The organism is Pseudomonadota bacterium (assembly GCA_008501635.1).
Taxonomy (GTDB): domain Bacteria; phylum Pseudomonadota; class Gammaproteobacteria; order QQUJ01; family QQUJ01; genus QQUJ01.
In genome coordinates, this window is sequence record QQUJ01000010.1 from 224146 (window position 1) to 248723 (window position 24578).

Below are 24578 nucleotides of genomic sequence, written 5' to 3' on the forward strand. Positions count from 1 at the left end.
GACCCCTTTTAGTCCGACCCCTTTTAGTCCCACCCGCTGATTTGATTTCGTGGCGAACGTAGCCCGGATGAAGCGCAGCGAAATCCGGGGAATTGGCCGGCGACACAACCCCCCAGATTGCGGCCTTCATCCGGGCTACCAAGCTTAAGGAAACGCTAGTGGAAACGTCTCGGGCATTGGAATCGGGGAGACGGGCATTTAAGCAATGTCAATGGAGAGTTGCCTTTGACCTGCTCTCGACAGCGGATGCCGAATCGCCGCTCGTCGCTTCTGATCTCGAACAGCTCGGTCGTGCCGCCTACCTCATCGGCGAAGACGATAGGGCCATCTCGACCTGGACGAGAGCACACAACGCGCTTGTGGAACAGGGCGATTGTCTGCGAGCTGTCCGAGTTGGGTTCTGGTTGAGTCTTTGTCTTCTGCTTGGAGGCAATGGCGCTCAAAGCCGCGGCTGGCTGTCAAAGTGCCAGCGACTCATCAGCAAGGAGCAAGGTGAATGCTCTGAACGCGGACTACTTCTTGTGGTTTCAGGACTCTTGTCCATGTTCAAAGGGCGGAGTGAAGAAGCTTGCTCGCAGTTTACACGAGCAACGCATTTGGGTGAGCGGTTCAGTGATTCCGACCTTCTGGCCGCTGCACTGCTAAGCCACGGACAGGTTTTGATCCAAATGCGGCACACCGACGAAGGTGTTGTTCTGCTCGATGAGGCTATGGTTACTGTGACGTCGGGCCGGGCGACTCCGATTATGGCGGGTATCGTCTATTGCGCGGTGATTATGACCTGCGAACGCATTTACGATCTTGATCGTGCCCACGAGTGGACCGTGGCTCTAGACAGATGGTGCAGGTCGCAACCCGAGTTAGTTGCATTTCGCGGCCAATGCCTCATTCATCGATCGGAGTTGATGCAGTTCAAGGGCGATTGGCGTGCCGCCCTGAGCGAAGCAGAGCGGGCGTGCGAGCTTCTCTCCAGAGACTCTGAGCAACAGTTGGCAGGTCGTGCATTTTATCAACAAGCGGAACTTCATCGTCTCGCCGGGGAGTTGGCGCTGGCCGACACGGCTTACCGCGAAGCAGGCAAAAAGGAGTTCGAGCCGCAGCCGGGTGTGTCACTTTTGCGACTGGCGCAGGGAGATGCGAAGGCGGCAGCCGCGTCGATCCGCCGCGTGGTGAACGAGGCTGGGAGTCAGCAGGGGCCGGGCGCTGGCACGCAGCAGATCAAGATCCTCGGTCCTTTCGTGGAGATCATGCTCGCCATCGATGAACTGGAGTCTGCTCGGTCGGCCGCAGAGGAGCTTTCCGCGATTGCGAGTGAGATGAAAGCGCCGTTGCTGCAGGCAATAGCCGCTCAGGCCAAGGGGGCGGTCACCTTGGCCAGCGGTGAACCCCAGCAGGCACTGGCCAGTCTGCGTGAGGCTTGGACCCTGTGGCAGAGATTTCAGGCACCATTCGAGTCGGCGCGGGTTCGCGTTCTGATTGGTCGCGCGTGCGAACAACTTGGTGATTTCGATACGGCCACCATGCACTATGAGGCGGCCGCGTTGGTATTCGGGCGCCTGGGGGCACGTCCGGAATTGGATCAGCTGCGCGGTGGCAAGAGACCGGGGGGCGGCGTGGCTGACCTTACCTCACGCGAAAGGCAAGTACTCTCACTCATCGCCGCGGGGAAGACCAACCGTCAGATCGCGGCGGACCTCGATATCAGCGAGCACACTGTAGCGCGCCACGTCAGTAACATCTTCACCAAGATCGGTGTTACATCACGAACAGCGGCGAGCGCCTATGCGTTTGCAAACGACCTCGTCGGAACCCGTGAATAGTCAAAATTAACCATCATTGAACTGAACGCCGATGGTCAATTTGCGCGATGAAACACCTGGTTGGCCCTCCTATGATTGGTTGTCGAAGAGTAGACATCCTGTCTCACCCAAGGAGGACACCATGACTCAGCTAGCATTCGATGAAGCAAATTACTGCGGTACCGGACCAGAGAATTACGAGCGATTCTTCGTGCCGGCCATCGGCGAGCCACTTGCGAACGATCTCATCGTAGCGGCCGACCTGAAACCGGGGGAGAAAGTTCTCGATGTCGCATGCGGCACCGGCGTCGTGACCCGGCTCGCTGCCCAACAGGTTTGCCAGGGCGCAACCGTCGCCGGACTGGATGTGAATCCCGGAATGCTCTCCGTTGCCCGAACTGTGACGCCGAAGGATCTGGCGATTGATTGGTACGAAACCAGCGCCGAGGCGATGCCGCTTGCAGATGCGTCATTCGACGTCGTCCTGTGCCAGATGGGCTTGCAGTTCATTCCCGACAAGCTCAAGGCCCTCAAAGAAATTCGACGGATACTCAAGCGGGGTGGTCGTGTGATTCTGAACCTGCCGGGTCCCACGCCGGCGATCTTTGTCGCGCTTGCGGAGGCGCTCGCCAAAAACATCGATCCCAAGTGCGCTGCCTTCGTCAATGTGGTCTTCTCGCTCCACGATGCCGATAGGCTCAGAAGTCTCATGGCTGACGCTGGTTTTTCCGACATCGAAATTCAAAAGACAAACAGAACGCTCCTGCTCCCCGCGCCGCAGGATTTCATCTGGCAGTACATCTTTAGCACACCGCTTGCCGAGCTAGTTGGCAAGGCAAGCGCGGATCAGCGCGAGGTTCTCCAGGACGAAGTCATCCTGCGCTGGCAGGCATTTGCGGTCGATGGTGGTATGACCCTCGACGTCGAACTGACCACGGTCCAAGGTATATGAGGGGGTGAACGGGGATCAGTCGGGGTTAACGGATAGGCAATTACGGTGAAATAAGAAAGTCTATGAGACGACCCTGTTAGGATTGCAATTTTCTGGTGTGCATAGCACACCCACAGGCTAGGGTTCTGATTCTGATGTTCCCGCCCCGTCGGTAGCGCCGAGTAGTGCAGCTTGGCTTGGATCAGGCCTCAAAGAGGCGGGAACGTCAACACCGGAACCAGGGATTGCGAGGTGCGCTTTGCGCGCCTGACGATTGAATATGCAGCCAAGTAAAATTTCTCCGGAACTGTAAGAAACCTTTGGGCGATGAATTATGGAGTACGACTACGATCTCGATACGACACGGGGTATCTGCACGGTCACGTGACTGGTGAGTTTCATAGCCCGAAGGACAGTGTAGCGCTGCAAGGGGCCACGTTGCGGATTTCCTCTGAGCACAAATGCCGTCTCTTTCTGTACGACTTGACAAAGACAAAGGTCATCACCGGAGTGGCGCAGGCATTCGAAACGGCAAACCCGCAAGATGAGTTGGCCGAAGGGCTCCGGAATCTCAAGAGCGCGGTCTTGTATTCCCGCCTCACTGCCCATGAGCTCCTTTTTTAGAGCATTGCGGTCAATCGAGGATTTACGATCAAAGTGTTCGACCATTTCGATGGCGCAATCGAATGGTTGAAGCGATAAGGGGAGTTCCCGGAAAAGGCAGAAAAGTGGCGTATAGGTGACGGAACGTTAAGGTGGCAGATTTGTTTTCTGCTGACTGCGACGATACTAGTGCTCACCGTCGGCAACGCCGAGTAGCGCAGAGGTGTGAGTGCGATTATTTGAACACTCAAGTATTAGTGGAAATTGAATCTATCCCGGTATTCCGTCCGTTTTTCCATGTCCAATGGCAAACGGCGTGAGGTGATTGACCAATTATCAATAAGGAGGGGCTGGGGTTGGTGAGACGGGATTGAGGGATGGAATCGACATGCGGTGCAATGCCCTTCGGTTATTGCGCCCTACGGGTTGTTTTTGTCTGCTGAGCCGGTGCGCATAACGCACCCACAATCCAGGGTTCCGGTTCTGACGTTCCCATCCCCTTCAGCGCAGCCGCACTTAACCCGTTAAACTCCTGGATACCGGCCCAGGCCATTACCATACCGGGGCAGGCTTTGAAGGCATGACGAAACAGAGTCCCGGCAGACGGTCTGAATGAACCTTAAATCCCTAGTCACACTCGTAGCAACCCTTCTGCTCACCGGCTGCTCCAACCTCAGCTATTACTCCCAATCCATCACCGGCCAACTCGACCTGATGAGCAAACGCCGCCCCATCAGCGAAGTGGCAGCCGATGAAACAGTGCCGACTGCAACCCGCGAAAAACTGCTCGAAGTGCTGAAGATCCGCGACTTCGCCACGCGCGAATTGGCGCTGCCCGACAACGACAGTTACCGGATCTACGCCGATCTCGATCGCCCCTACGCGGTGTGGAATGTCTTTGCCACGCCGGAGTTTTCACTGCAACCGGAGCAGTGGTGTTTTTTGATGGTGGGCTGTCTGGCTTACCGGGGCTATTTCGATGAACGCGATGCACGCCTGTTCGCCGCCGGACTGAAGGCCGAGGGCAAGGATGTGTCGGTGGCGGGAATTCGCGCCTACTCGACGCTGGGTTGGTTCGACGATCCGGTGCTCAACACCTTTTTGGATCTGCCGCGCCATCAACTGGCGGGCTTGGTGTTCCATGAGCTGGCTCACCAGCAGCTCTATATCGACGATGACAGTGCCTTTAACGAAAGTTTCGCGACGGCGGTGCAGCTGGCCGGTGTGCGGCGCTATCTGCAACAGTACGGCGAAGCGTCGGAGCGGGTGGCGTATGCCGATCAGCAGGGGCGTCAGGGCGAGTTCCTGGCGTTGGTGTCCGCGACGCGCGAGCAACTGGTGCAACTCTACGCCAACGCTGAGCCGGATTCCGGTAAGCGCCATGCGAAGGCAGAGATCTATCAGCGGATGCGCATGCAGTACGCCGCGCTGCGTGATCGCTGGGGAGACTACCGTGGTTACGACGCATGGTTCGCCAGCGATCTCAACAACGCCAAACTGAGCGCCGTCGCCACCTATCGGAGTTGGGTGCCGGCCTTCGCGGCGCTGCTGGAGAACGAGCACGGCGATTTCGCCGCCTTCTATCGTGCTGCGAAACGCATCGGCGGCCTGGCGCCGGAGGAGCGAAAACAGCGTCTGGCGGCGCTTAGCCGCGACGGGTCACCTGTCGCAACGCGTCGTAGCTCGCGCGTTGACTCCGGCGACCCAGGTACTGCGGCACGACCGAATCGATTGCCGTAGGGACGACACCCAGTTCTTCCGCGATGGGACCGCTACAGATGCTGTCGGTCTGCAGCGAGTGGTAGTTGTCGAGCGACATCGGTTTGCCCGGGACGAACTCCAGCAACCGCGCCTGCAGCTTCGACAGGCCGTCGCTCAATCCCAGGATCCAATGCCGCTTACCGATCTGGCGGCTGGCATAGGCGACCAGTTCGCGCAGGGTGAAGATCTGCGGGCCGCAGAGATCGTAACGTTGGCCGATAGTGGCCGGATTGTCGAGGGCATGGACAAAGGCGCTGGCGACGTCATCGACGTAGATCGGGGCGAAGCGTGACTCGGGGCAGGCCAGTGGGAAGATCCACGGCGTCAGGCGCAGCAGCTTGGCGAAGCGGTTGAAGAAGCTGTCGCCGGGTCCGAAGATCACCGACGGGCGAAAGCTGGTCGTCTCCAGGTTGGGCGCGGCATGGACCAGCGCTTCCGCTTCGCCCTTGGTGCGCAGGTAGTGGCTCAAGCCGCCGTGGGCATCGGCATGCAATGCGCTCATGTGCAGCAGCCGCGTTACCCCGCGCGCCTGGCAGGCGGCGATCAGTCGCTCGGGCAGCTCGACATGCGCCTTGCGAAACCCGCTGCCATCGCGCCCTCGTTCGTTGAGGATGCCCACCAGGTTGATCGCCGCCGCGCAGCCGGAGACCAAGCCTTCCAGTGTGTCGGGGTCGTACACGTTGGCCTCGATCACCTGCGCAGTGGGCAGCAGCCGCAGATGCCGTGCCCGGTGGGCGTGGCGCGTCGGGATCCGCACCTGGTAGCCGGCATCGACCAGGCGGGTGACCATCCAGCTACCGACGAAACCGGTACCACCGAGGATACATACGGTTCGCTCTTGCATGATTCGCTCCGTTGTTGATTGTCCAGCCTCACTTGAAGTGTAGGCTCGGTTTCTGGCATCTCGCGAGAATCCGTGTAGGCTAACCGGCGAAGAGCAACAGTGGTATTGCCACTCATGGAATTCTTACTCATCTACCTCGTCACCGGAGCGCTGGCGGGCACGCTGGCCGGACTGCTGGGTGTCGGCGGCGGTCTCGTCATCGTGCCGGCGCTGGTGTTCATCTTTCATGCCCAGGGATTCAACGAGGCGTTACTGGTGCACATGGCGGTCGGCACCTCGCTGGCGACCATCGTGCTTACCTCGATCTCATCGGTGCGCGCCCATCACCTGCACGGCGCGGTGCGGTGGCCGGTATTCTGGCGGCTGACACCGGGTATCGTCGTGGGCAGCCTGCTCGGGGCGGTGATCGCCGACTGGCTGCCGGCCGATGTGCTGCGCCGGGTGTTCGCCGTTTTCGTGCTGCTGGTCGCCGCGCAGATGGGTTTGGGCGCCAAACCCGCACCGCACCGCGAGCTGCCCGGCACACTCGCCAGCAGCGCGGTGGGCATCGTCATCGGTGCCGTTTCGGCGGTGGTGGGGATAGGCGGCGGGAGTTTGGCCGTGCCGTTCCTGGTCTGGTGCAACGTTGCGATGCGCAACGCTGTGGCGATCTCCGCCGCCTGCGGGCTCCCGATTGCGATTGCCGGGAGTGCCGGCTTCCTGGTGACGGGCCTGAACGAACCGGGCCTGCCAGCGTGGAGCACGGGCTATCTCTACTGGCCCGCCGTTGCCGGCATTGCCGTTGCCAGCGTGCTGTTTGCTCCGCTGGGGGCGCGTTGGGCGCACCAGATTCCCGCCCAGGGTCTGAAGCGCTTTTTTGCGCTTTTTCTCGCCGTCGTCGGGTTACGCATGTTGCTGGGATGACGCGGCGTTGCGGCTCGCTCATTGGGATGACCCAACCACGCTCGCCGCGCCTGGCGCCGGAACCACGAGCGACCGGCACAGCAGGCGGGGGATTTTGAGAAAGGTTCACAGCAAGACAGGCGATGGGATTGACGCGCGCGTCGGTTAAATAAGGCGTCTTTATACCCGCAGTGATAATACCTGTTTGGCACCCCCCTGCCGGCTCCCTTAAGGTTTTTCTTCCTGGTGCAGCCCTACGCCCGTGTTTTGCGTGTCAACCACTCGCATTTCGCTACACGGGCTGACAAATAGAGAATCGAATCATGTCCAAGCTGGTGAATCCCCATGGGGGGGGAGAGCTCAAGCCCCTGTTGCTGGCCGGTGCCGCTCTGGAGCAGGAGCAGACCCGCGCCGCCGCATTGCCGCAAGTGCGCGTCAGCTCGCGCGAAGCGGGCGATCTGGTAATGATGGGTATCGGCGGTTTTACGCCGCTGACCGGTTTCATGACGCACGCCGATTGGTCCGGTGTCTGCGATGGTATGAAGACAGCCAGCGGCCTCTTCTGGCCGATCCCGATCACGTTGTCCACCGACACGCTGAGCGCCGCCAGCATCAAGGAGGGTCAGGACATTGCCCTGGTCACCGTCGACGGCGAGATCATGGCCACCATGCAGGTGACCGAGAAGTACACCATCGACAAGGCCCATGAGTGCATGACGGTGTTCAAGACCACCGACGACGAGCACCCGGGCGTGCAGATGGTGATGGGCCAGGGCGACGTCAATCTCGCCGGTCCGATCAAGGTGCTGTCGCTGGGTGGCTTCCCGGAAAAGTATCCGGGCATCTTCCTGACCCCCGCCGAGACGCGCGAACTGTTCACCTCCAAAGGCTGGAGCACGGTTGCCGCGTTCCAGACCCGCAACCCGATGCACCGCTCGCACGAGTACCTGGCCAAGATCGCGGTCGAGATCTGCGACGGCGTGCTGGTGCACTCGCTGCTCGGCAAACTGAAGCCCGGCGATATCCCGGCCGAAGTGCGGGTGCGCGCCATCGACACCCTGATGGAGAACTACTTCGTGCAGGACACCGTGGTGCAGGCGGGTTACCCGCTCGATATGCGCTACGCGGGGCCGCGTGAGGCGCTGCTGCACGCGCTGTTCCGCCAGAACTACGGCTGCTCGCACCTGATCGTCGGGCGCGATCACGCCGGTGTCGGTGACTATTACGGCCCCTTCGACGCCCATCACATCTTCGGTGAGATTCCGGCTGATGCCCTGGAGACCCAGCCGCTGAAGATCGACTGGACCTTCTGGTGCGACAAGTGCGAAGGCATGTCGTCGATGAAGACCTGCCCGCACAGCGCCGAAGATCGCCTGATGCTCTCTGGCACCAAATTGCGCAAGGCGCTCTCGGAGGGTACCGAGGTGCCGCATAACTTCAGTCGTCCCGAGGTGCTGGCCATTCTGCGCGAGTACTACGCCAGTCTCAAAGACGGTGAGAAGGTCGAGGTGAAGTTGAGCGGCCACTCGGCGCGCTGACGGCGTTATCGATTTTCCGGGGCCTTTGTCCCGGCCGCATCCCCGGGATGTACCCACCCATCCGGCAATGGCCATTGCCGGTGGGTAGCCGAGGCAGGGACGCCTCGGCGCGGAAGAAAACCGCGTGAGACAAGGGCGGACATGTACCGCCCTTGTCGCACCATGAATCGATCACGACGATCGATTTCATGGCCCGATCAAATTCCAACTGCAGTGGAGAGAAAGACGATGCCAACATTCGTACGTACCGACAAGTGCGATGGCTGCAAGGGTCAGGACAAGACCGCTTGCATGTACATCTGCCCCCATGACCTGATGGCGCTGGACAAAGACGGTTCCGTCACCGGCCACGCCATGAAGGCCTACAATCAGGAGCCGGAGCAGTGCTGGGAGTGCTACTCCTGCGTGAAGATCTGCCCGCAGCAGGCCATCGAGGCGCGTCACTACGCCGACATCGTGCCCATGGGCGCCAGCGTCCAGCCATTGCGCGGGTCCGACTCCATCATCTGGACCATCAAGTTCCGTAACGGGACCATGAAACGCTTCAAGTTCCCGATCCGCACCACCCCGGAGGGCTCCATCGAGCCCTACACCGGTAAGCCCAAGGCCGACATCAGCAAGATCGGCGAGGCAGGATTCTTCAACCTGGGCGGAGTTCAGAAACCGGGCAATCGCAGCGAGCTGACCCGCTTGTAGGAGCGCTGGAAGGCGCGAATTATCGCGGCTGCCGCCGCTCCCACGGGTTGCGACGGCGTCGAATGTCGAAAAGGCAACGAGGTAACGAAAATGGCTGAAGGAACATTTGGAAATCCCGAGGTTGTCCAGGAAGAGGTGGACATCCTCATCATCGGTGGCGGTATGGCCGCCTGCGGTGCCGCTTATGAAATCGTGCCGTGGGTCGAAGCTGCCAAAGAGGCCGGCGTCGACATCAAGGTCAAGCTGGTCGACAAGGCCGCTCTGCCGCGCTCGGGTGCGGTGGCGCAGGGCCTCTCGGCGATCAACACCTACATCGGCACCGAGCAGGATCCGGCCGACTACGCGCGCATGGTCTCTAACGATCTGATGGGTATCACCCGCGACGATCTGGCCTACGACCTGGGCCGTCACGTCGACGATTCGGTGCACCTGTTCGAGGACTGGGGCCTGCCGATCTGGAAGACCGACGCCGAGGGCGTGCGCCATGACGGTGCCGCGGCCCAGCGCGAGGGCATCCCTTCACTGCGCGATGGTGCCAAGCCGGTGCGTTCGGGTAAGTGGCAGATCATGATCAACGGCGAATCCTACAAGTGGATCGTCGCCGAGGCGGCGCAGAAGGCGCTGGGTGTGGACAACATCGAAGAGCGTATCTTCATCGTCAAGTTGATCAATGACAAGAACGATCCCAAGCGTATCGCCGGTGCCGTTGGTTTCTCGGTGCGCGAGCACAAAGTGGTCGTCTACAAGTTCAAGGCCTGTCTGCTGGTGTGCGGCGGCGCGGTGAACATCTTCCGTCCGCGCTCCGTCGGCGAGGGCACGGGTCGTGCCTGGTACCCGGTGTGGAACGCGGGTTCCACCTATGCCATGGCCGCCGAGGCCGGTGCCGAGCTCACCATGATGGAAAACCGTTTCGTGCCCGCCCGCTTCAAGGACGGTTACGGCCCGGTCGGCGCCTGGTTCCTGCTGTTCAAATCCAAGGCCACCAACGCCTTTGGCGATGTCTATATGGAGACCAACAAGGCGATGCTGGATCAGTATCCGCCCTACGGTCAGGCCGCCGTTCCGGCCTCCTGCCTGCGCAACCATCTCATGATGCACGAGATGATCGAAGGCCGCGGCCCGATCTACATGGATACCGTCACCGCATTGGCCGATCTGCGCGAGAGCCTGACCCCGAAAGAGGTGAAGCACCTCGAAGCCGAGGCGTGGGAGGACTTTCTCGACATGTGTATCGGCCAGGCCGGTGTCTGGGCGGGTGAGAACATCGAGCCGGAGAAGACCAACTCCGAGCTGATGCCCACCGAACCCTACCTGCTGGGCTCGCACTCCGGCTGCTGCGGCATCTGGGTCTCCGGTCCCGAGGATCTGGGCGCGCCGGCCGAGTGGAACTGGGGTTATCGCTCCATGACCACCATCAACGGCCTGTTCACCGCCGGTGACGGCGTGGGTGCCTCCGGTCACAAGTTCTCCTCCGGCTCGCACGCCGAAGGCCGTCTCGCGGCCAAGGCGATGGTCAAGTACGTGATGGACAACAAGGATCTGAAGCCCGAGCTCGATGCCTCCGTGGAACAGTTGGTCGAAGAGATCTACAAGCCGGTGCGCAACTACATCGAGCACAAGGACTACAGCTCCGCCATCGACGTCAATCCCCACTTCATCACGCCCAAGATGCTGCAGTTCCGCCTGCAGAAGATCATGGACGAGTACGTGGCGGGTGTGGCGACCTGGTACAAAACCAACGCCAAGATGCTGGATGTGGCCGAAGCCAAGCTGGAGATGCTGAAGGAAGACGCCCAGAAGATGCGGGCCAAGGATCTGCACGAACTGCTGCGTGCCTGGGAGAACTACCACCGCATCCTGACGGCGGAAGCCCACATGAAGCACATCCAGTTCCGCGAAGAGAGCCGTTACCCCGGTTTCTACTATCGTATGGACCACAACTATGTGGACGAAGAGAACTGGAAGTGCTTCGTCAACTCCACCTACGACAAGACGTCGAAGAAGTGGAACGTGTTCAAGCGCGAGCACGTCGATCTGGTCGACAAGTCGAAGCTCTTCAAGTAGGAGCGGCGGCAGCCGCGAAGCAGTGTTCGCGGTATAGCACCAAAATGCCGGGCGCCTGAGGGCGCCCGGCTTCATTTCACAGTTGCGAATTCACGCCGAATTGTGTGGTAGTCACGCGCACCAATTGTTGAAACAATTGCAGAAACTCGCAGCTAACCTCTCTTTGCAGGAGCGGCGGAAGCCGCGCAGGGCAATGGCCCAAAATACGCGGCTTCCGCCGCTCCTGCATTGCCCTTACGGGCCCGCTCTCGATTGTGGAGATCCTTTTATGAGCCAGTCTGACGCCAAATCCTGGACCAGTCCCGTTGTCCCCGTACGCTACGAGGGCTCGCACAAGATCCGTTTCCGCTGCTACAAGGGCATCTCGTGTTTCAATGCCTGCTGCAAGAACGCCGATGTCACGCTGACGCCCTACGACATCGTGCGCCTGAAGAATCGGCTGGGCCTGCGCTCCGACGCCTTTTTGCGCGACTATGCCGTACCCTTCGAGTTCGAGCCCAAGGGGATTGCCGGGGTCAAGCTGCGCACCCTGGACGACAGTCCGCAGTGCCTGTTCATGACCGATGAGGGGTGCAGCGTCTACGAGGACCGCCCGGCGGCCTGCCGTTACTACCCGGTGGGGCTGCTCTCGCTGCACGAAACGGGCACGAGCGGGCAGAAGGATTACTACGCGGTAGTCAAGGAGGAGCATTGCAAGGGGCACGAGGAAGACAACGAACTGACCATCGATGAGTACCGCGAGGAACAGGGTCTCGATGAATACGATGCTCACAGTCTCGGCTGGCGCGAACTGATACTGAAGAAAAAATCAGCGGGACCCGCCGTTGGCAAGCCCTCGGAGCGCAGCCTGCGGCTCTTTTTCATGACCTGCTACAACCTCGACGATTTCCGCGGGTTCGTATTGAGCAGCGGTTTTCAGCAGGCCTACGTGATCGACGATGAGTTGCTCGACCAGCTCAAGAACGATGAGGTGGCGCTGCTGGAGTTCGGCTATCGCTTCCTCAAGCAGGTGCTGTTCGGCGAGATGTCGATTGCGATGCGCGATCGCGAAGGGGCGGCGGAATAGTCGAAAGCGCCGCACCCCGGGGTGGCGGGGGATGACGCGGGTGCGTTGACGCCCCCGGTGTGAGCTGCCAGCATGAGCCCCCCGGCCCATGACCCTGTGAGTTGCACCGTGGAACACCGACCCCCGCGAGAACTGCCCGACGATATCCTCTGTATCGATACCGGCTTCCTGCAGCCGGAACTGGCCGCCAGCTACCTGATGGGCTCAGGGGGACGCTACGCCTTCGTCGAAACCGGTACGGCGCTGGGGGTGCCGCATCTGCTCGCCACCCTAGACGCGCGTGGCATCGATCGTGCGGCGGTCGATTACGTCATCCCCACCCATGTCCACCTCGATCACGCCGGCGGCGCCGGCAGTCTGATGGCGGCGCTGCCCAACGCGCGCCTGGTGATCCACCCGCGCGGGGCACGGCACATGATCGATCCCGCCAAACTGTGGGCCGGTGCCACGGCTGTCTATGGCGCGGAGGTGATGCGCACGACCTACGGCGAGGCCGTACCGGTCGCCGCCGAGCGCGTCATCGAGGCACCCGACGGCTTCGAACTCGATTTCAATGGCCGGGTGTTGAAGTTCATCGATACACCGGGACACGCCTACCATCATTTCTGTGTCTGGGATGAACGCAGCCGCGGCTTCTTCACCGGCGATACCTTCGGCATGTCGTTGCGCACCTTCGACACCGACAAAGGTCCCTTCGTCTATCTGCCCAGCGCCCCCACCCAGTTCGATCCCCAGGCGTGGCACGCCTCGCTGGAGCGTATGATGGCCTTCTCCCCGGTTTGCATGTACCCGACCCACTACAGCCGCATCGAGCAGGTGGAGCGCCTGGCCGATGACCTGCATCACCTGATCGAGGCGTGCGTGGAGCTGGCGCTGGAGAACGCCGGCAACCATGGTGCCCTGCGCAACGCACTGGCCATGCAGATGGCCGAGCGCCTGCACGCGCACGGCTCGCCCTTCAGCAACGCAGAGCTCTTCGCCCGTATCGGCGATGACATCGAGGTCAATGCCCAAGGCCTGGAAGCGTGGCTGATGCGCCGTGAAAGTGCGTGAAACTCAATAAGTAACCGTACGGCATTGTAGTAGGCTCTTTGATAACCAGCAGTTATGGCTTTTATGCCCAATCGTTATAAGTAATTGATATACTTGCTTATTTTATTTTTCTTCGCGTAGAATTCTGCCACATCAGTTCCCGGCCACGGGTCAGGTACAGGCACCATCCCCCCGTGCGTCCAGTTGAAGGAAGTCACTTCGACTGCTACACCCGAGAAGCACCCGAGAAATTTCGTGCGGCCAGACCCCTGCGGGTCCAGGCAACCGGAACATAACGAGGAGGGGGAGATCATGACCAGCAAGCCAGACGCGATGTACCAGCGCTCCATCGACGACAAGGCCGGTTTCTGGGCCGATGCCGCGGCCGGGATCGATTGGTACAGAAAATGGGACAAGGTGCTCGATGACTCCAATCCTCCCTTCTACCGCTGGTATCAGGGCGGTGAACTCAATACCTGCTACAACGCGGTCGATCGTCACGTGGAAAAGGGTCGCGCCGACCAGGCAGCCATCATCTACGACAGTCCCGTCACCAACACCAAGCGCACCTACAGTTACCGCGAGCTGCGCGATGCCGTTGCCCTGTTCGCCGGCGCCTTGAAGGCGCAGGGTGTCACCAAGGGCGACCGCGTCATCATCTACATGCCCATGGTGCCCGAGGCGGCGATCGCCATGCTTGCCTGCGCGCGCCTCGGCGCGATCCATTCGGTGGTATTCGGCGGTTTCGCCGCCAAGGAGCTGGCCACCCGTATCGACGATGCCAAGCCCAGAGTGATGGTCTCCGCCAGCTGCGGCATCGAGCCGAGCCGCGTGGTCGCCTACAAGCCGCTGCTGGACGGTGCGATCGAACTGGCCACCCACAAGCCCGAGAAGTGCATCATCCTGCAGCGGCCGCAGGCGGAGGCGACGCTGATCGAGGGTCGCGATCTGGAATGGAACGCCGCGCAGCAGGGCGTCGAGCCGGCCGATTGCGTGCCGGTCGCGGCCACCGACCCGCTCTACATCCTCTACACCTCCGGCACCACCGGCCAGCCCAAGGGCGTGGTGCGCGACAACGGCGGCCATGCGGTCGCGCTGCGCTGGTCCATGGAGTATGTCTACGGTGTACAGCCCGGCGAGGTCTATTGGGCGGCTTCGGATGTGGGCTGGGTCGTCGGGCACTCCTACATCGTTTATGGACCGCTGCTGAACGGCAACACCACCATCGTCTTCGAAGGCAAGCCGGTGGGCACGCCCGATCCGGGCACCTTCTGGCGCATCATCAGCGAGCACAACGTACGCACGCTATTCACCGCACCGACCGCGTTTCGCGCCATCAAGAAGGAAGATCCCGAGGGCGAGCACATCAAGAAGTACGATCTCGCCAACTTCCGCGCCCTGTTTCTGGCCGGCGAGCGCTGCGATCCCGACACCCTGTTCTGGGCGCAGGAGAAGCTCCGGGTGCCGGTGGTCGATCACTGGTGGCAGACCGAGACCGGCTGGGCCATCGCCGCCAACTGCCTGGGGATCGAGGCGCTGGAGATCAAGGCCGGCTCGCCCACCCGCGCGGTGTGCGGTTACGACGTGCAGGTGCTCGACGAAGAGGGCAGGCAGGTCAAGCACGGCGATATCGGCGCCATCGTGATCAAACTGCCGCTGCCCCCGGGCACGCTGCCCACCCTGTGGAATGCCGACCAGCGCTACAAGGACTCCTATCTGTCGCGCTACGAAGGGTACTACCTCACCGGCGATGCCGGATTCAAGGACGACGACGGATACCTGTGGATCATGAGCCGCATCGACGACGTCATCAATGTCGCCGGTCACCGCCTCTCCACGGGTGCCATGGAGGAGGTGCTGGCCGCGCATCCGGATGTGGCCGAGTGCGCGGTGTTCGGCGTCGAGGACAGCTTCAAGGGCGAGCTGCCGCTGGGTATGGTCGTGCTCAAGGCGGGTGCTGATCGCAGTGAGGACGAGGTGCGCAAGGAGCTGGTCAGCCTGGTGCGCGAGAAGATCGGTCCCGTGGCGGCCTTCAAGCTGGTGACCACGGTGCAGCGTCTGCCCAAGACGCGTTCGGGCAAGATCCTGCGCGGCACCATGAAGCAGATCGCCGACGGCAAGGAGGTCAGGGTACCCGCTACCATCGACGACCCGGCCATCCTCGAGGAGATTACCGGCTCGTTGAAAGGTTTGGGCTATCCCAAGAGCGCGTAGATCCGACGTTGTAGGAGCGGCGGAAGCCGCGATTGCGACCGTCCCTATCAGCGGTTCGCGGCTTCCGCCGCTCCTACATTACGGTTGTATCCGCAATGTATTGATGGAGTGATTGTCATGTCCCAGTTATCCAGTTCCGGCGCGCGCTTTCGCGCTGCCGTCAAAGAAGAGACGCCGTTGCAAGTGGTCGGCTGCGTCAATGCCTACTTTGCCCGTCTGGCGGAGCGTAGCGGCTACCGGGCGTTGTATCTGTCGGGCGGCGGTGTCGCGGCCTGCTCGTGCGGCATCCCCGATCTCGGCATCACCACCCTGGAAGATGTGCTGATCGACGCCAGGCGTATCACCGATGTCACCGATCTGCCGTTGCTGGTGGATATCGATACCGGCTGGGGCGGCGCCTTCAACATCGCCCGTACCGTCAAGTCGATGATCAAGGCGGGAGTGGCCGCAGTGCATATCGAAGATCAGGTGGCGCAGAAGCGCTGCGGCCATCGTCCCGGCAAGGCCATCGTTTCGCAGGAGGAGATGGTGGATCGCGTCAAGGCGGCGGTGGATGCCAGGACCGACGACAACTTCGTCATCATGGCGCGCACCGACGCGCTGGCCGTCGAAGGGCTGCAGTCGGCCATCGATCGCGCCTCGGCCTGCGTAGAGGCGGGCGCCGACATGATCTTCCCCGAGGCGATCACCGAACTCGCCATGTACCATCAGTTTGCCGACGCGGTGCGCGTGCCGGTGCTGGCCAACATCACCGAGTTCGGTTCGACGCCACTGTTTACCACCGAAGAGCTGGGCGCCAATGGCGTCTCGCTGGTGCTCTATCCGCTGTCCACGTTTCGCGCCGCCGCCGCCGCCGCGCTCAATGTCTATCAGACGTTGCGCAAAGAGGGAACGCAGATGAACGTCGTCGATACCATGCAGAGCCGTGCCGATCTCTACGACTATCTCGGATACCACGCGTACGAGCAAAAACTCGACGCCCTGTTTTCAGTTACCAAGGAGACCCAATAATGAGCCAGGCCAAGAAAGAAGATCTCTCGAAGAAGGTAAAGAAATCCGTCGCGCTCTCCGGCACTGCGGCGGGCAATACGGCCGTCTGCACGGTGGGGCGCACCGGCAACGATCTGCACTACCGCGGCTACGACATCCTCGATCTCGCCGAACGCTGCGAATTCGAAGAGATCGCCCATCTGCTGATTCACGAAAAACTGCCCAACAGGGCGGAGCTCGCGGCCTATAAGGCGAAGCTGAAATCGCTGCGCGGCCTGCCCGCCGCCGTAAAGCAGACGCTGGAGGCGATCCCGCCCTCGGCGCATCCCATGGATGTAATGCGCACCGGCATCTCGGTGCTCGGTACCTGCCTGCCGGAGAAAGACAGCCACCCCATCGCGGAAGCGCGCGATATCGCCGATCGCATGATGGCGAGCCTCGGTTCGATGCTGCTCTACTGGTATCACTATGCGGTGAACGGCAACTTCATCGATGTCGAGACCGACGACGACTCCATCGGCGGCCACTTCCTGCACCTGCTGCACGGTACTGCACCGCAAGAATCCTGGGTGCGGGCGATGCACATCTCGCTGGTGCTCTATGCCGAGCACGAGTTCAACGCGTCCACTTTCACCGCGCGGGTGATTACCGGCACCAACACCGATATCTATTCGGCCATGACCGGCGCCATCGGCGCCCTGCGCGGACCGAAACATGGCGGCGCCAATGAGGAGGCGTTCATCACCCAGAGCCGCTACAACGATCCCGATGAGGCCGAAGCCGATATCCGCCGCCGCGTCGAGAACAAGGAGATCATCATCGGTTTCGGCCATCCGGTCTACACCATCAGCGATCCGCGCAATCAGGTGATCAAGAAGCTGGCAAAAGAGCTCTCCAAGGAGGCGGGCAACCTGAAGCTCTTCAACATCGCCGATCGCCTCGAGGCGACGATGTGGGACGCAAAGAAGATGTTCCCCAACCTCGACTGGTTCAGTGCCGTTTCGTATCACATGATGGGCGTGCCCACCACCATGTTCACGCCGCTGTTCGTCATCGCACGCACCGCCGGCTGGGCCGCGCACATCATCGAACAGCGCATCGACGGCAAGATCATCCGCCCGAGCGCCAACTACATCGGTCCGGAGAACCAGAAGTTCGTGCCGATCGAAAAACGCCGCTGATCGGGATCGGTCCCGCGAGGCCATCCGCAGCCGGCCTCGTGGATCAAACCCTTTACCGAGCATTGCCGGATTGGTAGGTGACCTATGAACACTGCATACCGTAAACCCCTGCCGGGTACCGCTCTGGACTACTTCGACGCCCGCGAGGCGGTCGAGGCGATTCAGCCCGGTGCCTATGACACGCTGCCCTACACCTCGCGCGTGCTGGCCGAGAACCTGGTGCGCCGCTGCGATCCCGCTGAGCTGGACGCCTCGCTCAGGCAGATCATCGAGCGCAAGCGCGAGCGCGACTTTCCCTGGTTCCCGGCGCGGGTGGTCTGCCACGACATCCTCGGTCAGACAGCCCTGGTCGATCTCGCCGGGCTGCGCGACGCCATCGCCGAGAAGGGCGGCGACCCGTCGCAAGTCAACCCGGTGGTGCCGACGCAGCTGATCGTCGATCACTCGCTGGCCGTCGAGCATGCCGGTTTCGAAAAGGACGCCTTCGAGAAGAACCGCGCCATCGAGGATCGGCGAAACGAGGACCGCTTCCACTTCATCAACTGGACCAAGACCGCGTTCAAAAATGTCGAAGTGATCGGGCCCGGCAACGGCATCATGCACCAGATAAACCTCGAGAAGATGTCGCCGGTGATCCACGCCCGTGACGGCGTGGCCTTCCCCGATACCCTGGTCGGTACCGACAGCCACACACCGCACGTGGATGCGCTGGGCGTGATCGCCATCGGTGTCGGCGGCCTCGAAGCCGAGAGCGTGATGCTGGGCCGTGCCTCCTGGATGCGCCTGCCCGACATCATCGGTGTCGAGATCACCGGTACCCGCCGGCCGGGCATCACCGCCACCGACGTGGTGCTGGCGTTGACCGAGTTCCTGCGCGCCGAAAAGGTGGTCTCCAGTTACCTGGAATTCTATGGTGAGGGCGTGGCGCAGCTCACGCTGGGCGACCGCGCCACCATCTCCAACATGACGCCGGAGTTCGGCGCCACCGCGGCGATGTTCTACATCGACCAGCAGACCATCGATTACCTGAAGCTGACCGGGCGCGAACCCGAACAGGTGCGGCTGGTGGAGACCTACGCCAAAACCGCCGGCCTGTGGGCGGACAGCCTGAAGAACGCCGAGTACGAACGGGTGCTCCAGTTCGATCTCTCCAGCGTGGGCCGCAACATCGCCGGGCCCTCCAATCCGCACCGCCGCGTGCCGACTTCCGAACTCGCCAGGCGCGGTATTGCCGGCACGGTGGAAAACGAAGCGGGCCTGATGCCCGACGGGGCGGTGATCATCGCCGCCATCACCAGCTGCACCAACACCAGCAATCCGCGCAACGTCATCGCCGCCGCGCTGCTGGCGAAGAAGGCCAACGCGCTGGGCCTGACCCGCAAGCCGTGGGTGAAGAGTTCGCTGGCGCCCGGCTCGAAGGTGGTCCAGCTCTACCTGGAAGAGGCCAAGCTGCTGCCCGAACTGGAAAAGCTCGGCTTTGGTATCGTCGGCTTTGCCTGTACCACGTGTAACGGCATGAGCGGCGCGCTCGACCCGAAGATCCAGCAGGAGATCATCGACCGCGACCTCTACGCCACGGCGGTGCTCTCCGGCAACCGCAACTTCGATGGCCGCATCCACCCCTATGCCAAGCAGGCCTTCCTCGCCTCGCCACCGCTGGTGGTCGCCTACGCCATCGCCGGCACCATCCGCTTCGATATCGAGCAGGATACGTTGGGCGTCGACAAAAACGGCAAACCCATCACGCTGAAGGACATCTGGCCGAGCGACGAGGAGGTCGACGCCATCGTCAGGGCCAGCGTCAAGCCCGAGCAGTTCAAGGCCATCTACACGCCGATGTTCGATCTGGGTCAGGTGGAAGCGGCCCAGAGTCCACTCTACGACTGGCGTCCGCAGAGCACCTACATCCGTCGTCCGCCCTACTGGGAGGGCGCGTTGGCGGGCGAACGCACACTGCGGGGGATGCGTCCGCTGGTGGTTGTCGGTGACAACATCACCACCGATCACCTCTCGCCGTCGAGCGCCATCCTGGCGAGCAGCGCGGCCGGCGAGTACCTGACCAAAATGGGCCTGCCGGAAGAGGACTTCAACTCCTACGCCACCCACCGCGGCGATCACCTGACCGCGCAACGTGCCACCTTCGCCAACCCGAAACTGTTCAACGAGATGGTGCGCGACGAGGAGGGCAACGTGAAGCAGGGTTCGCTGGCGCGCATCGAGCCGGAGGGCAAGGTGACACGCATGTGGGAGGCGATCGAGACCTACATGGCGCGCAAGCAGCCGCTGATCATCGTCGCCGGTGCCGATTACGGACAGGGTTCCTCGCGCGACTGGGCCGCCAAGGGCGTGCGTCTGGCGGGTGTCGAGGCGATCGTGGCCGAGGGCTTCGAGCGCATCCACCGCACCAACCTGGTGGGCATGGGCGTGCTGCCGCTGGAGTTCAAGGCGGGTACCAACCGCAAGACCCTGGCACTCGACGGTACCGAGACCTACGACGTTGTCGGTGAGCGCACCCCGCGCGCCGAGCTCACTCTGGTCATCCACCGCAAGAGCGGCGAGACCGTCGAGGTACCGGTCACCTGCCGCCTGGATACCGCCGAGGAGGTGACCATCTATGAGGCCGGTGGTGTGCTGCAGCGTTTCGCGCAGGACTTCCTCGAATCGGGTGCGGCCGCCTGAGGTGCAGGGGCGACGGCCCTGCCGCGATCCGTACTCCGATTCGACTCGGCGGTCGCGGTTGAGACCGCTCCCACAGGGTGACCGCACCATTGCAGGCGCGAATTCATTCGCGATGATTGAACCATGAAGGCATACCAATGGCATACGCACCCCAGATAAGGATACCCGCCACCTACATGCGCGGCGGCACCAGCAAGGGCGTCTTTTTCAATCTCGCCGACCTGCCCGAGGCGGCGCAGGTGCCGGGCGCGGCGCGCGACCAGCTCCTGCTGCGCGTCATCGGCAGCCCCGACCCCTACGGCAAACACACTGACGGGATGGGCGGCGCCACCTCGAGCACCAGCAAGGCCGTGATCCTGGCGAAAAGCGAACGCCCCGATCACGATGTCGACTACCTCTTCGGCCAGGTGGCCATCGACAAGCCCTTTGTCGACTGGAGCGGCAACTGCGGCAACCTCAGCGCAGCGGTGGGTTCGTTCGCCATCGCCAGCGGTCTGGTGGAAGCGTCACGCATCCCCGACAACGGCATCGCCGTGGTGCGCATCTGGCAGAAGAACATCGAGAAGACCATCATCGCCCACGTGCCAATCACCAACGGCGAGGTGCAGGAGACCGGTGACTTCGAGCTTGATGGTGTCACCTTTCCGGCGGCGGAAGTGCAGGTGGAGTTCATGAGTCCGGTCGATGCGGAAGAGGCGATGTTCCCCACCGGTAATCTGGTCGACGACCTGGACGTTCCGGGTATCGGCACCTTCAAGGCCACCATGATCAACGCCGGTATCCCCACGGTGTTTCTCAACGCCGCCGACATCGGTTACAGCGGTACCGAGCTGCAGGAGGCGATCAACGGTGATCCCACAGCGCTGGCCCGATTCGAGACCATCCGCGCCCACGGCGCGCTGCGCATGGGGCTGATCGGCGATGTGAGCGAGGCGGCGGCGCGCCAGCACACACCCAAGGTGGCTTTCGTTGCGCCACCCGCCGACTACACCGCTTCCAGCGGCAAACTGATTCAGGTGAGCGATATCGACCTCAATGTGCGCGCCCTCTCCATGGGCAAGCTGCACCACGCCATGATGGGCACCGCCGCCGTCGCCATCGGCACCGCTGCGGCGATTCCCGGCACCCTGGTCAATCTCGCCGCCGGCGGCGGTGAGCGTAACGTGGTCACCTTCGGGCATCCCTCCGGTACCTTGAAAGTGGGCGCGTCAGCGAGTCAACGCGAGGGCGAATGGAGCGTCGACAAGGTGGTGATGAGTCGCAGCGCCCGGGTGCTGATGGAGGGCTGGGTGCGCGTGCCGGGTGATTGTTTTTAAACGGCGCAACAACAGCGCTGACGAATTGCGGACGGAATGATTCTCGAAGAAAGGATTGCCGTCCCACCCGCCCGGGGTACTTAGCTTCGCCCCGGGTTTATCCCCAAACGAAGCTGGCGTTTGGCGGGGTCCTGCCCAGGATCCCGCCTTTTTTTATTCGGGCGGCAACGCCACGATGCTGAACCAGAACTCGTCGATGGCGTTGACTACCTTGCCGAACTGATCGAGGTCGAGCGGTTTGGTGATGTAAGCGTTCACGTGCAGATCGTAGGCGCGCAGGACGTCTTCATCCGAATCGGAGGTGGTCAGTACAATCACCGGGATGCGTTTCAGTTTGGGATCGGACTTCATCTCCTCCAGCACCTCGCGGCCATCCTTGCGCGGCAGATTGAGATCGAGCAGCACCAGATGCGGGCGCGGTTTACTGGAGTGGTTGCCATTGCGACGTAAAAAATCCAGTGCCTCGACACCGTCTTCCACCACGTGCAGGTTGTTGGCCACCTTGGCGTCGCTGAGTGCCTCGCGGGTCAGCCGCACATCGCCTGGATTGTCTTCCACCAATAATATCTCGACGGGAACACCATCGCGGGGATTCATAGCGCTTCCTCCTCACAGGGTTGGCGTATCGGTGCCTGCGCGGTTTTATCGTACGCCGGATAGGGCAGTGTGAAGTAGAAGGTGGAGCCGTTGCCTGCGGTGCTGCGCAGCCAGATCTGCCCGCCGTGGCGCTCGACGATACGCCGGCAGATCGACAGCCCGATGCCCGTTCCTTCGTATTCACCGCGGCCGTGCAGGCGTTGGAAGATGTTGAAGATGCGCTCGTGGTGCTCGGGCGCAATACCGATGCCGTTGTCGGCCACGATGATCAACCACCCCGAGTGCAGCTGCACGCCATCGGGCAGCAGCTCCCGCGGCACCTGCGCGAGGGCCATTGCCCGCACCTCGATACGGGGAGTCCGGTCGCCGGTGTACTTGATACCGTTGCCGATCAGGTTCTGCAACAGACGAACCATCTGGTGTCGATCCCCCCGGATCCGCGGCAGGTCATCGCAAACGATCTCCGCCTGGCGATCCCTGATGCTGTGCGCGAGCGCCTTGCGCGCCTCCTCAAAACACTCCTGCAGGGCTATCGGCGCCAGCGGCTCGCCGCGTGTCTCGATGCGCGAGTATTCCAGCAGGCTCTGGATCATCGCCTGCAGCCGCCTGGCGCCGTCGACGGCGTAGTCGATGAACTCCCGGGCATCCTGATCGAGCTGCGGCTTGTAACGCCGTTCCAGCAGTTGCAGATAACTGGAGATCATGCGCAGCGGCTCCTGCAGATCGTGCGAGGCGATGTAGGCGAATTGCCCCAGTTCCTGATTGGAACGTGCCAGCTCCAGTGCCGCGCTCTCCAGCTCCTCGGTCAGTTGGTGCAGTTCGGTGGTGTCCTCGAACAGAATGATGCCACCGTTGATCTCATTGCCAAGCAGAATCGGCACCGCGCGCACCTCGATGCGCAGCGGCTTGTGCGTCGCGGGATCGAGGAGATTGACGGCGGGCTGGGAGAACGGTATGCCTGCGTGTAACAGACGGACCAGGTTGCGGGTCAGGCCCGCGGCGATGATCGCCGGATGGTCGAAGAGGTTAACGGGTTCTGAGTCTTCGTTTTCACGCCCCATCAGGGTGTGAAACATGGGGTTGCCGTCAACGCAGAGGCCGTCGTGGTCGAGCATGGCAATGGCGATGGGTGCCTGCTCGAAGATGCCGTGGTATCTCTTTTCCGAGAGCGCCAGCGCCGCCTCCGCTGTCTGCCGCGCGGTGATTTCCTCTTCGAGTTCGTCGCGTGATGCGGTGATCTTTTGCAGATTCTCGCTCATCGCATCAATAGCGCGGCTCAGGTCGCCAACCTCATCGTTGCTGTTGGTCGCGACACGATGATTCAGTTGTCCGCTGCCGATGATGCCGGCGCCTTTGCGCAGCGCCTCGATGGGTTCGGCAATCGTGTACGCGGTACGCTGCGCCGTCAGCCAGCCGAGCCAGGTCATGATCGCCGCGAGACCCAGCATCGAGCCCTGCAAGGTGCGCAGTGGTCCCAGCGCGGCGGCGGCCGGCTGGTGGAGTACTACCGTCCAACGACGCCCGTGATCGGTATCTATACAGGCGCCCGCAGCCCAAACAACCCCCTGACCGGGGTGCTCGAACGTGCTGATGACGCCCTTGTTGTGATCGCGGCACCACTCGATGAGCGGGTATAGCGAGGTTGCGAGCAGGGCGGAGTCGGTCCCCGCAAGGCTATTGGCGACCAGCGGTCGTCTCTCGTCGTCGAATATCCAACCCTCTACCTTGATGCCGTCACTCCCACCCTCGGTCACTCGATGCCGGTGCGCTTTCACGTTTTTCAGTGCGGCGTCAAGAAACCCGTAGTCGTAGAGGTTGATCAATGCGCCGATTATCTTTCCGTCCGCCAGATCGGTAATGGGGGTAGCCACGCCGAGATGCGGCAACTCGACGCCTTCAATCTCGGAGTTGAAGGCACTGACCAGGTAGGTCTCCTGGATGCCGCGAATCCGCAACTCTTCGCCACTCTGCGTCTCGCCAATCTCGTCGAGGTCGGTGTCGGCAACGACGATACCCAGACTGTTTATCACGTGGATGTCGCGCAGATCACGGTCGAGAACCAGTTTGTTCTGCTGCAGATGACGCGTCAGCAGCAGGGCATTCTCATCGTTGTACCTCGCAGCCGGTATCATTTGCAGCCTGGCCAGCCGGGAACGGATGAATCCGTCCGAGGCAAAATCCTCGGCGCGCGCCTGCTTGGCGGCGAGCGACGTGCGGATCAGGCCGGCAACGGTGATGGCGTGACTGTGCAGCTCTTCCTGCGCGGCGGAGACGAAATAGCGTTCGATGCTCTGCAACGCGTAGAGGCTGACGACGGCCAACGGCACCAATAACAGGGCGAGCAGCGTGACCTGGAGTTTACGGCGAATGCGCATCGCGAAAGAT

General features: G+C 61.8%; 18 protein-coding genes. 15 read left to right on the plus strand and 3 right to left on the minus strand.

Going from position 1 to position 24578, the window contains the following annotated elements; genetic code table 11:
• Positions 1-92: 92 nt before the first annotated feature.
• The 4 genes from DWQ09_03485 (at position 93) to DWQ09_03500 (ending at position 5073) form a co-directional block, all read left to right on the plus strand.
• A complete protein-coding gene (locus DWQ09_03485) occupies positions 93-1820 on the plus strand; it encodes a LuxR family transcriptional regulator (GenBank protein KAA3629327.1) in 1728 nt (575 codons plus the stop codon).
• 31 nt (positions 1821-1851) lie between these two features.
• Positions 1852-2751 (plus strand): methyltransferase domain-containing protein, encoded by a 900-nt coding sequence (locus tag DWQ09_03490; protein ID KAA3629328.1) that lies wholly within the window; start codon positions 1852-1854, stop codon positions 2749-2751.
• Between the two features lie 306 nt (positions 2752-3057).
• A complete protein-coding gene (locus DWQ09_03495) occupies positions 3058-3354 on the plus strand; it encodes a hypothetical protein (GenBank protein ID KAA3629329.1) in 297 nt (98 codons plus the stop codon).
• A 591-nt stretch (positions 3355-3945) separates the two neighbouring features.
• Positions 3946-5073, plus strand: coding sequence for an aminopeptidase (locus DWQ09_03500; GenBank protein KAA3629330.1), 1128 nt, complete (start codon positions 3946-3948; stop codon positions 5071-5073).
• On the opposite strand, the gene DWQ09_03505 is transcribed toward DWQ09_03500, so the two are convergent.
• Complete coding sequence (locus DWQ09_03505; GenBank protein ID KAA3629331.1) at positions 4979-5938, minus strand: complex I NDUFA9 subunit family protein; 960 nt, start codon at positions 5936-5938, stop codon at positions 4979-4981. The genes DWQ09_03500 and DWQ09_03505 overlap by 95 nt on opposite strands.
• A gap of 114 nt (positions 5939-6052) precedes the next feature.
• On the opposite strand from DWQ09_03505, the gene DWQ09_03510 reads away from it, so the two are divergent.
• The 11 genes from DWQ09_03510 to prpF all read left to right on the plus strand — a co-directional run bounded on the left by DWQ09_03510 (position 6053) and on the right by prpF (position 21596).
• Complete coding sequence (locus tag DWQ09_03510; GenBank protein KAA3629332.1) at positions 6053-6841, plus strand: sulfite exporter TauE/SafE family protein; 789 nt, start codon at positions 6053-6055, stop codon at positions 6839-6841.
• A 302-nt stretch (positions 6842-7143) separates the two neighbouring features.
• The gene (sat, locus tag DWQ09_03515) at positions 7144-8358 is read left to right on the plus strand and encodes a sulfate adenylyltransferase (protein KAA3629333.1); all 1215 of its coding nucleotides are present in this window, start codon (positions 7144-7146) and stop codon (positions 8356-8358) included.
• 228 nt (positions 8359-8586) lie between these two features.
• Positions 8587-9054: an adenylyl-sulfate reductase subunit beta gene (aprB, locus tag DWQ09_03520; GenBank protein ID KAA3629334.1), complete on the plus strand. Its 468-nt coding sequence runs from the start codon at positions 8587-8589 to the stop codon at positions 9052-9054.
• A gap of 90 nt (positions 9055-9144) precedes the next feature.
• A complete protein-coding gene (locus DWQ09_03525) occupies positions 9145-11118 on the plus strand; it encodes an adenylyl-sulfate reductase subunit alpha (GenBank protein ID KAA3629335.1) in 1974 nt (657 codons plus the stop codon).
• Positions 11119-11311: 193 nt separating this feature from the next.
• Entirely contained in the window at positions 11312-12184 is an 873-nt protein-coding gene (locus DWQ09_03530; protein KAA3629336.1) for a YkgJ family cysteine cluster protein, read from the plus strand.
• Between the two features lie 72 nt (positions 12185-12256).
• Positions 12257-13237, plus strand: a complete 981-nt coding sequence (locus DWQ09_03535) for an MBL fold metallo-hydrolase (GenBank protein KAA3629337.1) — start codon at positions 12257-12259, stop codon at positions 13235-13237.
• Between the two features lie 291 nt (positions 13238-13528).
• Entirely contained in the window at positions 13529-15430 is a 1902-nt protein-coding gene (locus DWQ09_03540; protein ID KAA3629338.1) for a propionyl-CoA synthetase, read from the plus strand.
• Positions 15431-15547: 117 nt separating this feature from the next.
• Entirely contained in the window at positions 15548-16441 is an 894-nt protein-coding gene (locus DWQ09_03545) for a methylisocitrate lyase (GenBank protein ID KAA3629339.1), read from the plus strand.
• Entirely contained in the window at positions 16441-17601 is a 1161-nt protein-coding gene (locus DWQ09_03550) for a 2-methylcitrate synthase (GenBank protein ID KAA3629340.1), read from the plus strand. Before DWQ09_03545 ends, DWQ09_03550 begins: the two co-directional genes overlap by 1 nt.
• A gap of 84 nt (positions 17602-17685) precedes the next feature.
• Positions 17686-20280 (plus strand): Fe/S-dependent 2-methylisocitrate dehydratase AcnD, encoded by a 2595-nt coding sequence (gene acnD, locus DWQ09_03555; protein ID KAA3629341.1) that lies wholly within the window; start codon positions 17686-17688, stop codon positions 20278-20280.
• A gap of 137 nt (positions 20281-20417) precedes the next feature.
• Positions 20418-21596: a 2-methylaconitate cis-trans isomerase PrpF gene (prpF, locus tag DWQ09_03560; protein KAA3629342.1), complete on the plus strand. Its 1179-nt coding sequence runs from the start codon at positions 20418-20420 to the stop codon at positions 21594-21596.
• Positions 21597-21749: 153 nt separating this feature from the next.
• On the opposite strand, the gene DWQ09_03565 is transcribed toward prpF, so the two are convergent.
• Both DWQ09_03565 and DWQ09_03570 read right to left on the minus strand, forming a co-directional pair.
• A complete protein-coding gene (locus tag DWQ09_03565; GenBank protein ID KAA3629343.1) occupies positions 21750-22193 on the minus strand; it encodes a response regulator in 444 nt (147 codons plus the stop codon).
• Complete coding sequence (locus DWQ09_03570) at positions 22190-24568, minus strand: HAMP domain-containing protein (GenBank protein KAA3629344.1); 2379 nt, start codon at positions 24566-24568, stop codon at positions 22190-22192. The genes DWQ09_03565 and DWQ09_03570 overlap by 4 nt, the downstream gene beginning before the upstream one ends.
• Positions 24569-24578 lie beyond the last annotated feature (10 nt).